The 13,439-nt window shown below is 64.7% G+C and carries 10 protein-coding genes; 5 read left to right on the top strand and 5 right to left on the bottom strand.

Annotated features, from left to right (window positions below; translation table 11 throughout):
• Positions 1 to 136: 136 nt before the first annotated feature.
• Together fliJ and fliI are read right to left on the bottom strand one after the other, a co-directional pair.
• The gene (gene fliJ, locus QX041_RS21340; protein WP_315714036.1) at positions 137 to 556 is read right to left on the bottom strand and encodes a flagellar export protein FliJ; all 420 of its coding nucleotides are present in this window, start codon (positions 554 to 556) and stop codon (positions 137 to 139) included.
• Between the two features lie 109 nt (positions 557 to 665).
• Positions 666 to 1,988, bottom strand: a complete 1,323-nt coding sequence (gene fliI, locus QX041_RS21335) for a flagellar protein export ATPase FliI (RefSeq protein WP_315714035.1) — start codon at positions 1,986 to 1,988, stop codon at positions 666 to 668.
• 423 nt (positions 1,989 to 2,411) lie between these two features.
• On the opposite strand from fliI, the gene ctrA reads away from it, so the two are divergent.
• From ctrA to QX041_RS21310, 5 genes are all read left to right on the top strand, one after another.
• Entirely contained in the window at positions 2,412 to 3,113 is a 702-nt protein-coding gene (gene ctrA / locus QX041_RS21330; protein ID WP_012046382.1) for a response regulator transcription factor CtrA, read from the top strand.
• Positions 3,114 to 4,066: 953 nt separating this feature from the next.
• On the top strand, positions 4,067 to 4,420 hold the full coding sequence (locus tag QX041_RS21325) for a hypothetical protein (RefSeq protein ID WP_315767794.1): 354 nt from the start codon (positions 4,067 to 4,069) through the stop codon (positions 4,418 to 4,420).
• 50 nt (positions 4,421 to 4,470) lie between these two features.
• Entirely contained in the window at positions 4,471 to 4,875 is a 405-nt protein-coding gene (locus tag QX041_RS21320) for a hypothetical protein (protein WP_315714033.1), read from the top strand.
• A gap of 697 nt (positions 4,876 to 5,572) precedes the next feature.
• Positions 5,573 to 7,264 carry an alginate export family protein gene (locus QX041_RS21315; RefSeq protein WP_315767796.1) on the top strand — a complete coding sequence of 564 codons (1,692 nt, stop codon included), beginning with the start codon at positions 5,573 to 5,575 and terminating at the stop codon, positions 7,262 to 7,264.
• A 12-nt stretch (positions 7,265 to 7,276) separates the two neighbouring features.
• Positions 7,277 to 8,278 carry an SDR family NAD(P)-dependent oxidoreductase gene (locus QX041_RS21310; protein WP_315752689.1) on the top strand — a complete coding sequence of 334 codons (1,002 nt, stop codon included), beginning with the start codon at positions 7,277 to 7,279 and terminating at the stop codon, positions 8,276 to 8,278.
• A gap of 199 nt (positions 8,279 to 8,477) precedes the next feature.
• Here QX041_RS21310 and QX041_RS21305 read toward each other — a convergent pair whose 3' ends face one another.
• The 3 genes from QX041_RS21305 to QX041_RS21295 all read right to left on the bottom strand — a co-directional run bounded on the left by QX041_RS21305 (position 8,478) and on the right by QX041_RS21295 (position 13,379).
• The gene (locus QX041_RS21305; RefSeq protein ID WP_315767798.1) at positions 8,478 to 10,625 is read right to left on the bottom strand and encodes a phospholipase D-like domain-containing protein; all 2,148 of its coding nucleotides are present in this window, start codon (positions 10,623 to 10,625) and stop codon (positions 8,478 to 8,480) included.
• Positions 10,626 to 11,221: 596 nt separating this feature from the next.
• Positions 11,222 to 12,700 carry a dihydropyrimidinase gene (gene hydA, locus QX041_RS21300; RefSeq protein ID WP_316166479.1) on the bottom strand — a complete coding sequence of 493 codons (1,479 nt, stop codon included), beginning with the start codon at positions 12,698 to 12,700 and terminating at the stop codon, positions 11,222 to 11,224.
• Positions 12,651 to 13,379, bottom strand: a complete 729-nt coding sequence (locus QX041_RS21295) for an aspartate/glutamate racemase family protein (protein ID WP_315826149.1) — start codon at positions 13,377 to 13,379, stop codon at positions 12,651 to 12,653. The genes hydA and QX041_RS21295 overlap by 50 nt, the downstream gene beginning before the upstream one ends.
• Positions 13,380 to 13,439: the final 60 nt, after the last annotated feature.

The raw sequence follows: 13,439 nt of genomic DNA, 5'->3' as shown, positions 1-13,439 counted from the left end.
CGTCCCACTCCCTCGTTCGAGCCTACGTCCTCCCGTAGCACAAGTCCTGGGCAACTCTCCACCGGGGTGGGCACGACGAAAAACCCGGACCTCGCGGCCCGGGTTTTCGAAAGCGACAGCCGTGACGGCGACAGGCTCAGGCGATGACGCCGAGCCGGGCGCGCATCAGGCCGATAGAGTCCATGTCGGCCTGCTCGCGGGCGCTCTCCTCGGCCTTCTCGCGGGCCTGGTCACGCTCGTCGAGCAGCTCGACCTTCTTCATTTCCTCGAACGCCTCGGACAACGCGGCCTTGGCGTCCTCGAGCTGGGTGCGCAGCTCGTCGGCCGAGCGCGTCAGGTTTTCCCGGCGCTGGATCGCGGCCTTGGCGTAGGTCGGATAGGCAAAATGGGTCGGGTCGTTGATGCCGGCCCGCTCCTGCTCGGTCTGGATCTCCCGCTCGAGCTCGGCCGACATGCGCTGGAAGTCAGCGATCATGCCCTCGATCTGCGTCACCCGGCGGCGTTTCTCATCCACCTGAAATTTCTTCAGACGGATCAGCGTTTCGCGCGACTTCATCGACTCATACTCCCCAGAAGTCCCGTGTACGGCGCGGGACAGGGCCGGCCGCCCTTGCTGGGCTCGCCGACTAGGCTCATTACATGGAGGGGATGATTACCCGACAAAGTTAGCTTTCCGTTTCCAAGCGCCCCAGGATCTGTTCCAGCTCCCGATACCCGTTCTGCAGCGTCGAGACCTCGTCCTTGCGCTGGCGCAGGAACGCCTCCAGCGGCTCGTGCAGCCGGATCGCCTCGTCGACCTCCGGACTGGAACCGGCGCGATAGGCACCGAGCCGGATCAGTTCCTCCATGTCGGCATAGGTCGCCATCACCTGGCGCGCGCGCATGATCGTCGGCAAGAATACGGGGTCGGCCGATTTCGGCATCGTGCGCGATACCGATTTCAGGACGTTGATCGCCGGATAGCGGCCGCGTTCGGCGATCGAACGCTGCATCACCACGTGGCCGTCGAGAATGCCGCGCACCGCATCCGCCACCGGCTCGTTGTGATCGTCGCCATCGACCAGCACCGTGAAGATCCCGGTGATGGTGCCCTCGCCGCTGCCCGGCCCCGCCCGCTCGAGCAGCTTCGGCAGCTCGGTGAACACCGTCGGCGTGTAGCCCTTCGCGGTCGGTGGTTCGCCGGCCGACAGCCCGATCTCGCGCTGCGCCATCGCAAAGCGCGTGACCGAGTCCATCAGACAAAGGACATCCTTGCCCTCGTCGCGAAAATATTCCGAGATCGCGAGCGTCAGATACGCCGCCTGTCTTCGCATCAGCGCCGGCTCGTCGGACGTCGCGACCACGACGACCGAGCGCGCGAGGCCCTCCTCGCCGAGATCGTCCTGCAGGAACTCCTGCACCTCACGGCCGCGCTCGCCGATCAGCCCGATCACCGACACCGCCGCGTCGACGTTGCGCGCCAGCATCGACAGCAGCACCGATTTGCCGACGCCGGAACCGGCGAAGATGCCGAGTCGCTGGCCGCGGCAACAGGTGAGAAAGGTGTTCAATGCGCGGACGCCGAGATCGAGCGGCGAGCCGACGCGCCGGCGCGAATGCGCTGGCGGCGGATTGTTCCGATAAGGAACCGGTGAGGCGCCCTGCGGCAGCGGCCCCTTGCCGTCGATCGGCTCGCCCATCGCATTGATGACTCGGCCGAGCCAGGCCGGCGACGGCCGCACCTGATTGGCGGCATTGGCGATCACGGCGCGGCAGCCGCGGCGCACGCCCTCCAGCCCGGCGAACGGCATCACCACGGCATTCTTGCCGGAGAAACCGATCACTTCGGCAGGGATGTAATTGTTGCCGGTCTCGATCACGATGCGCGCGCCGACCGACATCGCATGAATCGGCCCGGCGATCTCCACCATGAGTCCCTTCACGCCGACGACACGCCCATAGGTGTTCACGGCGTCGATGTCGCTGATCTGCTCGGCCAGAGCCTTCATTGCCAAAGCGCCTTCATTGCGAGAGAGCTGTCATTGGGCCAGAGCCTTCATTGCGAAAACCTTAAGTAGGGGCAGATTCGCGTCGTCGGCTTAACTCTGTGTTTACTCGCATCATTAATCATTACGTCATGGTCTGGAGTGACTGACGTGCTTCGCTTTGCCGCCCTCAAAAAGCGGTGAGATCCGAGAGTCGGTTAGGTCCATCTCTTAACATGGAGCTTGAACGAGAGCGGCTAAGAAAAACTGCTTCATCGCAACACCTTACGGCGATTCGATAAAAATTGCACGGATAGAGCTTGCGGAGGGGAATCAGGATTTGTTAACCATCTCTCGTCAGGATCCGAATCAGTTGTTCAAAGGCGTTTTGAGTGCCGCAGATGGCGGCCGACCTGACGCCCGGAGCGGCGACTATGGGGAACTGGCATGCGCGTTTTGCTGATTGAGGATGACAGCGCCGTCGCGCAGTCGATCGAACTGATGTTGAAGTCCGAAAGCTTCAATGTCTACACGACTGACCTGGGCGAAGAAGGCGTCGACCTCGGCAAGTTGTACGACTACGACATCATCCTTCTCGACCTCAATCTGCCCGACATGTCCGGTTACGACGTGCTGAAGCAGCTGCGTGTCTCGAAGATCAAGACGCCGATCCTCATCCTGTCCGGCCTCGCCGGCATCGAGGACAAGGTCAAGGGTCTCGGCTTCGGCGCCGACGACTACATGACCAAGCCGTTCCACAAGGACGAGCTGATCGCCCGCATCCACGCGATCGTCCGCCGTTCCAAGGGCCACGCCCAGTCGGTCATCCAGACCGGCGACCTCGTCGTCAACCTCGACACCAAGACGGTCGAAGTCGGCGGCCAGCGCGTGCATCTGACCGGCAAGGAATACCAGATGCTGGAGCTGCTCTCGCTGCGCAAAGGCACCACCCTGACCAAGGAGATGTTCCTCAACCATCTCTACGGCGGCATGGACGAGCCCGAGCTGAAGATCATCGACGTCTTCATCTGCAAGCTGCGCAAGAAGCTCGCCAACGCCTCCGAAGGCCGCAACTTCATCGAGACCGTCTGGGGCCGCGGCTACGTGCTGCGCGAGCCGCACGACATGGACGAGCGCATCCCCGCCTGAGCTTTCACTGGGTCCACCGGCGAGCCTCACGGCTTGCTCCTCCCAGACTGGGCCCCGCCGCGAATGGCGGGGTTTTTGTTTGTGGGCTGGGTCGATCGAGGCGAAGAACGTCGCGCACAGGCTGCGGCTTCGCGAACATTGCGCTCCCTTCTCCGGCGGTTGCGGCGCATCGCCTGTCCCGGCAGGGCAAGCCTGGCAGTCGGGCGCGATCTGCTGCCCCCCATCTCCGTCATTGCGAGGAGCGAAGCGACGAAGCAATCCAGAGTACCACCCTGGCCCCTGGATTGCTTCGCTGCGCTCGCAATGACGCCCGGGGGCGACGTTCAACCCGAGAAGCACGCACGACATCTACGGATGCACCTTATGCGACCCTGCGGACAAACCCTCGCGATCTCGCGGCGCCCAGCGCCCGAGCTATGTGCCATTCTCACCGCCCTCTCCTAACCGAGGGCGCAGGGAAGGCCGGGCGCTGGCCGCGCCCGTGGCCCGCCTGCAGAAAAGAAAGCAGGCGGCAGTCACCACAGGTCTGGCCGAAACACCCGGCCCTCCCTGCGCGATGGCTTTACGATTTATACGCGATCTCCCTGGGGACCGGCTGTCTTGCCCCCATCACCCGCAGGCAGCTCATCAGCAACGCCCACAGGCTCGACCTCAGCACCGGGAGGCCAGGACCACGCGACTTCACCGTGCGCCCGGGATCGTTCGTCGGCACGGCGAACCATGCTGCGATCCCAAGCGCCCATCGCATCCCACACCCGACGTCCGTGACGACCGCGAAGCGTCCCCTCGTTGGGGCGGGACGCGCGGAGTAAAGCACATTTTTCGTAAAAACAAAATAGAATTTCGATAAACAGAAATCATATTTCTTCCAGCCGTTCGAACGGCCACCGTCAAGGCTTGCGTTCCCGATCGAGACTCTGTCGAACGCTCCTGTTTCGGATCGACGATCTGCCATGTGCGGCTTCGCGCAAGTCACCTGCGATGCCCATGCGGCGCAGAGATCGGTCCCAATTCTGATCACCACGCTCGGCGGGGTGGTGTCGACCAGTTGCCGGAACGTGCTGAGCGGCGATCGGCTTCTGGTCGACATGACGACCGGCGTTTCGCAAGTCGAAGTCGATAGCGGTACGGTGAAGGCATCGGTCAAACCCGTCGTCAGAGGCATGTTGCGGAGCGACATCGGCTCCGCCGGGCACCGCACCAGAGCCGAAGAAATGATGCCAAAAGTTGTGCGGACCGTGACGTCGCACCCGCCTTATTACCTTGAGTTGCATCAAAGACGGTCAACAATTTCCGTGGCAGGCTAGCATTGACGGCGTATCCGTCATCAATGGTCCTTCAACGTGAGGAGTTCACTATGGCTAGAAGCATTGCTGTTGGTCTTGCTATTCTCGCCGTCTCTACATCTGCGGCCTTGGCAGGACATCGTACTCATCATGCAAAAGGTACTCATGCAAAAGCCAGTGCGGCTCAGCAGGTCGGGGCGAGCAAAAGTGATCGCGACCAATATGGAAATATGCAGGTCAATCCCGGAACTCCGGGCCTGAGCGGCAGCAACGCTGCCCTACATGCAAAAACGCATCGCGATTCCGGCTACGGGCCGAAGAGTGACTACAATGCAGACGGGACCATGCGGGTTGATAGCGGAACTCCGGGCGTAAGCGGCAGCAACGCTGCCCTACATCGTAGAACGCACCGCGATTCCGGTTACAATCCCAAGAGTGACTACAACGCGGACGGGACCCTGCGGGTGCATCAATAGTCGTTTCTTGCGACCACGTGATTGGCCCGGAGCGTTCCGCGCACCGGGCTTTCACGTCCACGAAAACTAGCGGTCCTTGCATTGACCGACAGCGATTACGGTGACGCTGCTCGACTGCACAAAACTATCATCTCGGTCGTTGTGTAACGGCGGGCCCATGAGTCTGGCCGGTCGCGCTGGCGGCACCGTACGCGCGGACGCCATGTAGGAGCTAGTCGCAAAGATACTGTTCCTGCTGTCGTCCGAGGCGTCGAACCTGACCGGCGCGTTCTACGCGACGGACGGCGGATGGACGGCCTATTGAACCCGCTTCCAGTCCGCTGAGGACTGGAACGATCGTTCACCCACGATCAGCTTCGAGCAAAGAGACGAGATCATGATGCGATCCCGCGGACCCGCATCATGATCTCAGAGTCTCGGAAGAGCCGCGGACCTAGCGGCACTCCTTGATTACGGTGACGCTGCAGAAAACTATCGGAAAACTACCGCGCGATCCTCCTCCAACGGCGAGCCTCGCCAAAAGCACGTCCATGAGTCCGTCCGGTCGCTCTCGCTGCAGCGGCGCGGACCGGATGGGTGGCCTGCGGCACATTTCGCTCTGGTTGATCAAGATCAATCGCGCTACCTTGGCCTCGCCGATCATCGGACCACGCAATGAGCTGGTGGCAGAGCCATGCCGGACGGCAGACGTCTCCCAATGCGCGGAGGCCTCGGTCCGCACCTGGCGGCGTGGCTGTTCTCGCTGCTGCTCGTTTCTGCCGCCGGCGCCCAGGCACTGGGGCCCACGTTCGAGAACCGGCCGATCGAGTCGGTGCGTCTGGTGCTGTCGGGCGTGGTGCCCAGTGGGGCGCAGCGGGTCGCGTTCGAGGATCGCATTCGGCGGGCACTCAACATCTATCCGGGGTCGCAGCTTCACGACCTGATGGTCGATTTCGGGCTCGGCAAGGTGAAGCGCATCCCCGGCGTGGCCACGGCCTCGATCAACTACGTCGACGGCAACACCGGCGGCGTTGCGGTCGAGCTCAGCGTCGTCGTCGGCGACCGGCTGCAGGCGGATCCGGGCCGCGTCGATTTCCCCTATCTTCATCAGGGCGACGACAGCCTGCTGAAGCTCAAGCTGACGGCCGCGACGCTCGGCTACGCCAATCACGATGCCTGGTATGGCCGGCCGCAGGCCTTCGTCGGCGCCAATCCACTCGCCAAGGGACCGGCCGGCGCCGGCTGGTCGTCGTTCGGCGAAGCCGCGCTGGAGGGCGGGCTGCAGGGCATCGGACCGGTCGGCAACAACATCTATGCCTATGGCAGCCTCTCCTATCTGGCCAGCGGCTCGACCGGCACGGACCTGTTCGTCACCGGCCCGCGCCGCCATGGCGCGATCGAGGACGCCTATGCGGGCCTCGTCACGGGGATCACGGGCGACGACGGCTCGCGGCTGGTGATCAACCTGTCCGGCGGACGGCAGCCGTTCCAGATTGCCGACGGCATGCTGATCAGGATCACGGCAGCCAACGGTTTTGACCGCGCCGCGCTGCAGCTCAATCCGCGCTGGGCTGCCGACAGTTTGTTCCTCGCGCAGGCTCGCTACAACACCACGAAATTCGAGGCCTTCCGTCTCGCCCCCGACGAGCTGCCGGCGATCGATACCCACACCGTCATCGCCGGTGCGAACCTCGAGACGGGCCTGGGCACGCCGCATCAGCTCGGACTGACCTATCTGACCGTGCCGCGCTCCGACTACGGCTGGTACACGGCGACGGCGCAGGGCACGCGCCAGGGGCTGCAGGTCGCCGACGTGCGCTATTACTGGACGCCGGCCATCGGCGCGTCCGGTCCCTATGCGAAGACGGAGCTGGCGTTGCAATGGAACGACCGCAACGCGTTTCCGATGCGCGCCTGGGGCGGCTATGTCGAGGCGGGCTACACCTTCAACGAGGCGCTGTGGCGCCCCACTTTGAGCTATCGGCTGTCCGGATTCAGCGGCGACAATCCGGCGACGCGGACCTATGAGCGCTGGGATCCGCTGTTGTCGGGCGGCACCGGCGAGGAATGGGTGCAGGGGCTGAACCACTACAAGCTGTTTCAGGACACCAACCTGATCGCCCATCGCCTGCAGGCGATCCTGCGGCCGGCGCCGCAATGGGAGCTCGTGCCGCAGGCCTGGCTGTTCCAGGCGCAGCAGCTCAACAATATCGGCGGCACCACCTCGACGCTGGCCGGGCATCTGCTCGGCTACGAGGTCAATTTGACGGTGAAGTATTTCATGAGCCGCAACGTGATGTTCCAGTCGAGCGTCGCGCTGACGGCGCCGCTGTCCGGCGTCAGCCAGGCCGTTGCCGGCAACACCCGCCCGTGGTTCAGCGCGATGTCGCTGGCCCGGATCAGCTTCTGAGGGGAGATGTCGATGGATCGCCGCAGCATGTTGCAGAGCCTGGGTTCGGGGGCCGTGACGATTCCGCTGGCGCAACTGCTTCCGGGAGGCGCTGAGGCGGCTGAGCCCGTCGGCCCGGCCAACCTCGCGATCAGCCCGATCGATCCGGACTACTTCATCAAGGATCGCTTCAAGTCACGGACGATCGCCATCACCGGATTTGCCCGCGGCATGGGCCGCGCCGCCGCGCTGCGGGCGGCGCGCGAGGGCGCCAACATCGTCGGGATCGACTGGCTGCCGGACACGGCGCGCGAGACGGCGGCCATGATCCAGCGCGAGGGTGGCGCGATCGAATTTCTCGTCGGCGATGTCGCGAAGGGCGACACCTGCGACATGATGGTCAGGCGGGCGGTCGAGAAATTCGGCGGACTGGATTTTGCCATCAACAATGCCGGCGTCATGGACGGCGTATTTTCCGGCGAGGCGTTCGACTACGACAAGCAGAAGGACCTGCTGTTCGCGCCGATCCACGAAGCCTCCGATGCCTATTGGGACAATGTCCTCGCCACCAACGCCACCGGCGTGTTCCGCGCCATGCGGGCCGAGCTGCGGCAGATGGTCGCGCAGAAGCGCGGCGGGGCGATCGTCAACGTCGCCTCGATCGCCGGCCTGACCGGACTGGCCGGCAATCCGGCCTATGTCGCCAGCAAGCACGCCGTCAACGGATTGACCGCCAACGCCGCGGTCGACTACGCGCCCCACGGCATTCGCATCAACTCGGTCAACATGGCGGCGACGGACACGCCGATGATCGCGCGGGCCGCGCAGGCCGTCGCGGCCAAGATGCAGCGGTCGCCGGCCGACGGCGGCATGGGACGGCTGAAGACAAACTCGATCCTCAGCTATGCCGATCCCAGGCATCGTCCGGCCACCGTGTGGGAGCAGGTCGCGGTGATGCTGTTCCTGCTGTCGCCCGAGGCGTCGAACCTGACCGGCGCGTTCTACGCGACGGATGGCGGATGGACGGCCTACTGAGCCCGCTTCAAGACGGCTAGAGCATGATCTTTTCGGAAAACCGGTTTCCATTTTTTTGGATCATGCTCTGAGGACTGGAACGCTCGTGTGCCCGCGATCCGCTTCGGGCAAGAGACGAGATCATGATGCGATCCCGCGGACTCGCATCACGATCCCATGGCCTCGTCTGCGCGGCGACGGTTCAGCGCGGGCGCAACGCTCAGCGCCCTTTCCTCTTGGCGCTCGTCTTGGCTCGCCTGGCGGTCTTGGTCGCGGTCTTCTTCGCCGGACGCTTGGCCGCCGTCTTGGTCGCCTTGGCCTTCGCCTTCTTCGCTGAGGCGGCACGCTGGCTTGCCGTTTTCGACGCCTTCTTCGCGACCTTCTTTGTCGTGCTTGTCTTGCGGCCGGCCGAGGTCTTGGCTGCAGCGGCGGTCTTCTTTTGGGCCTTCTTGGCCGGCTTGGTCGACGGCCTCGCGGGCTTCGTCGTCGCAGCCGGTGTCTTGGCCGGCTTGGTGGTGCCGGTTGGCTTGGCGGGCTTCTTCGGCGTCGGTGGCGTTTCGACCGCCCCGCCGCCACCCGCCGCCGACAGCCAGAACCGCAGCTCCGGCGACTTCTCATCCGCGCCCTTGATGTAACGGTCCTGCCAGGTGTCGTCGGATTGCAGCGGCTTGCCGAAGATCTCCGGGTGCTGCTGCAAGAGGAAGCGCCAGGCGTAGTGGTCGTAGAGGTCGAGGACGTGGCAGGCATAGGCCTCGGCGAGACCGCGGTGACCGCGGATGATCAGCATGTTCTCGTCGTTGTTGTGCGAGGCGCGGAAGCCGAGATTGTGCGAGCCGGTGACGACGACGCAGTCGTCGCTGAACGGATCGATCACCACGATCTTGCTGTGGATGATGGCGAAGCCGTATTTGCCGAGCTCCCTCTCCCACTTGCCGAACGCGTCCTGCACCGCGCCGGCCGGCACGGCGCGGAAATCGATGCTGCCCTTGGCGCCCGGCTTCTTCGGCTTGCCGGCCTCGCCGACCACCGTCACCTGGGGCGCGGTGTCGTCCGCTCCCTCCTCCGCCGGCACCTCCGAATGGCCGCCGGAATGCAGCGCGGCGGAGAAATTCGTCGCGCGCACCGGGCTGGTCAGCGCGCCCCGCACGAACAGATCGGGCTTGTCCTTGAGCAACCGGCCGGCGACGTCGAGGATCGAGTTGTTGCCGGGATCGAAGGCCAGGAACAGCACGGCGTGCTTGGCCGATCGCATCAGCTCGAACACGCGGCCCATGTCACCGGGCGTATCGGGATTCTTGCCGAGCTTGCCGTGGGTGTTCGGCGAGAACATCGGCTCGACGGTGACGCCGTGGCCCAGGTCGACCGGCGCCTGGATCGCGTCGGCATTGTTGGCGCGGGCGAAGTCGCGCAAGGTCTTCGACTGCAGCGCCGACTTGTCGCCGGCGGCGGCGTCGACGTCGGCCTTCAGCGCGTTCCAATAGCCGAGATAGCGCTGCGCCAACACTGGGCTCTCCACCACCAGCGCGTTGTTGGTCTGGGTGCACAGGCCGGTCGAGGTCCAGTTGGTCGAGCCGGACAGCACCGCGCTCGGCTTGCCGTTCTCGGTGAGCACCATGAACTTGTTGTGCGGGATGCTGCCCTTACCGAGGATGCGGTCGATCACGGTGACGCCGGCGGACTTGAGGTCGGCGCGGTTCTCGGCGTCGGCGTCGTCGGTGTCCTTGCCCTGCTCGTTGCCGAGGATGACCGTGCGGCTGTTCGGGTTCTGGTGCAGCTGCTTCTCGAGGCCGTCGGGATCGTTCAGCTCGTAGAGGGCGGCATGGATGGCGCCGCCGCCGGCATCGGCGCGCGCCAGCAGCGAGGTCAGGCCGTCTTGAAGCTGGCCCATCAGGCGGATGCGAATGGGATCGGCAGGATCGAGGATGTGCGGGGCCAGCGCCGACACGCTCGGCTTGTCGTTCAGCGCATGGCTGAGCGCCTGGGTCGCGGTGATGCCGCGGTTGAAATAGACGTGGAACGGCGGCCGCTCCGGCGTCAGCGTGACCGGATTGCTCTCCAGCGGCGCGACGCCTTCGAGCGGCGTCAGCGCCTGGCCGGGCGTGCCGGCCATCGGCACGATGCGATATTTGTAGGTGCCGCCGCGCTTGGCGAACAGATCCTTCCACCAGAACTTCTGGATCGGCGCCTGCTCGGTGGTGAGCTTGTCCGCGGTCTGCCCGGCAAACCGTGCCAGCGCCGGCAGCACGGTGTCGGTGTGATCGGCGAGATCGATGCGATGAATGGCGAAGCCGAGACAGCCGTCGAGACGGCGATCGAAGGTCCAGGCGATGACGGCAATATCATTGTTGGAAAAGGCAAGCGCGGGCATGGCGGCACTCCTTGTCTGACAAGGATATGTCGTGCGGTTGTGACAAGGGTTCGACACATCCGGAACAAGAAGTGGCTAGTCGGAGGTCGCGAGGGAAGATGGTGCGGTGCGGGAGGGCAGTGGCTCGACCGGATCGCTGCTCACCCTCCTCCGGAGAGCCGGGGTGGGGGACAGACTACCCACACATGAGGTGAATGAGATGGATTGGCGAGGAAGCCTTCCGGATGGACGACGCGCGTAGCCTCAACTTCCCGGGCAGAGCGATCGCATATGGCCCCCTACGGATTGCTCTCGTCTGTTTCCACGTCGTCATGGCCGGGCTCGTCCCGGCCATCCACGTCGTCCGGCGCCCTGGGAGCAACGTGGATGCCCGGGACAAGCCCGGGCATGACGGAGTAACTAGCCGGCAGGCGTCGCTGCCGCGATTGTCGCATTCGTCATATGCGATCGCCCTGCCGTCCAGGGGAGGGTGGGCACCTGTGTCCAACTCGTCATTGCGATGAGCGCAGCGACGAAGCAATCCAGAGTCCCGTTCACGACTCTGGATTGCTTCGCTTCGCTCGCAATGACGCGTCGAGAGAGCGCGCTCAGGCCGCTCAGGCCAGGCCGCCCGGCTTGCCGCGGGTGACGTAGCGGCCACTGCCCTTGGCGCCGATCAACTCGCCGTCGCGCACGACGAATTTTCCGCGCAGCATGGTCGCCACCGGCCAGCCGGTGATCTCGATGCCTTCATAGGGCGTGTAGTCGGAGCCGTGGTGCAGGCCGGACTGGCTGATCTTCGCGGTCTTCGCCGGGTCCCACAGCGCGATGTCGGCGTCGTAGCCGATGGCGATGGAGCCCTTGCCCTTCAGGCCGTAGGTCTTGGCATGGTTGGTGGCGGTGAAGGCGACGAACTGGTTCAGGGTGATGCGGCCCTTGCTGACGCCTTCGGAGAACAGGATCGGCAGCCGGGTCTCCACGCCGGGGATGCCGTTCGGTACCCAGCGAAAGCTGGTGCGGCCCTTCGGCGTCAGCTTGCCGGCCTCGTCGTCGTAGCGGAACGGGCAGTGGTCGCTGGAGAACAGCGAGAACACGCCCTGCTGCAGGCCCTCCCAGCAGGCCTCCTGGCTGGCCTTGTCGCGCGGCGGCGGCGAGCAGACATATTTGGCGCCTTCCATGTTGAGGCCCTGCATGTCCTCCTCCGTCAGCACCAGATATTGCGGGCAGGTCTCGCCATGGATCTTCAGGCCCCGAGCCTGCGCGCGGCGGATCTCTTCCATCGCCTCGCGGTTGGAGACGTGAACGATGACGATCGGCACGTCGATCAGCTCGGCCAGCGAGATCGCGCGATGCGTTGCCTCGCGCTCGACCGGAATCGGGCGCGACTTGCCGTGATAGTACGGCGCGATGTGGCCGGCACGCTCGAGGCGGTCGGTGAGGAAGCGGATCGCGTCATAGTTCTCGGCGTGGATCTGCACTAGCGCGCCTTGCTCGCGCGCGACCTGCAGCACGCCGAGGATCTCGTAGTCGTTCAGCGCGAGCCCCTCATAGGTCATGAAGATCTTCAGCGACGAATAGCCGTCGGCGACCAGCGCCGGCAGCTCCTGGCCGAGCACGGCGTCGGTGGGATCGGCGATGATGAGATGGAAGGAGTGGTCGACGTAGCAGGCGTTGTCGGCGAGCGCGTGATAGTCCTTCAGCGCTGATCGCAAGGGCTGGCCCTTCTCCTGCAGGCAGTAGGGCATGACGAACGTGTTGCCGCCGAAGGCGGCGGCGCGCGTCGCGCTCTCGAAATCGTCGGCCATGACGATGCCGGGGCCGGAGGGCTGGCTGATATGGACATGGCTGTCGATGCCGCCCGGCAGCACCAGCAGGCCCGTGGCATCGACGATCTCGTCGGCATCGGTGATGGCCTCGCCGATCGCGACGATGCGGCCGCTCTTGATGGCGACATCGGCCTTGAACGTATCGCTCGCGGTGGCGACGGTGCCGTTGCGGATGACGGTGTCGAAGGCAGCCATGTGACGCGCTCTCCCTAGTCCAGATTCAAGCGAATTTCTGAAACAGCGATCCCCACCCGCTGACGCCGCTGACATCGACCCCTGCCAGTTTCAGCGATTTCCATACCACGGTGGCGATGGTGTCGAGAATGGGAATGCCGGTCTCCAGCTCGAGCCGCGCGACCAGCGGCGCGGCGCGCATGTTGGTGCAGACCACCGCGATCGCATCCGGCTTCTCGCGCGCGACCTCGCGGATCATGGTCTCGATCTCGGACGGCGTCACTTCCGCGAAGGAGAAATTGTCCTGCAGGTTGAGGTGCCGGTCGCCGCGGCAGGCGATGCCGAGCCTGTCGTAGTTGGCGATGATGCGCGCCTGGACGTCGTCGCGGTAGGGCGTGACGAGGCCAAGCGAGGTGACCTTCGCCGCCGCCAGGATCTCGTTCAGCGCCAGCATCGAGGTGGTCGCAGGGATGCCGGTGGCTGCGGTGATATGCTCGCACAGTTTCACGTCGGCCTCGAAGCCGAGCCAGCCCGACGAGGTGCCGTTCCAGCCGATGACGTCGACCTTGGCATGCGCCAGCAGCTCGGCGGCGCGCAGGATGTTGGAAATGTCGAACTGCGCGAGCGCGTCGGACGAGAGCGCGATCTCGGTGACCTTGAAGCGCGAGAAATGCGCGGAGACGTTGGGCAGGCTCGCGACCATCGCCGAGGTGATCGGCTCCAGCGCGGTGTTGGACGACGGCGTGAGCATGCCGAGCAGCGTGCGTGTGGTCATGGGTGAACGACCTCGTTCGATCGCGGATGGCGAGCGGGAGAGCCTCCCCCGCTTGCGGGG

The organism is Bradyrhizobium sp. SZCCHNRI2009, assembly GCF_032485115.1.
Taxonomy (GTDB): domain Bacteria; phylum Pseudomonadota; class Alphaproteobacteria; order Rhizobiales; family Xanthobacteraceae; genus Bradyrhizobium.
The sequence above is the reverse complement of the archived record's forward strand: the minus strand, read 5'-3'. Positions and strand labels throughout refer to the sequence as shown.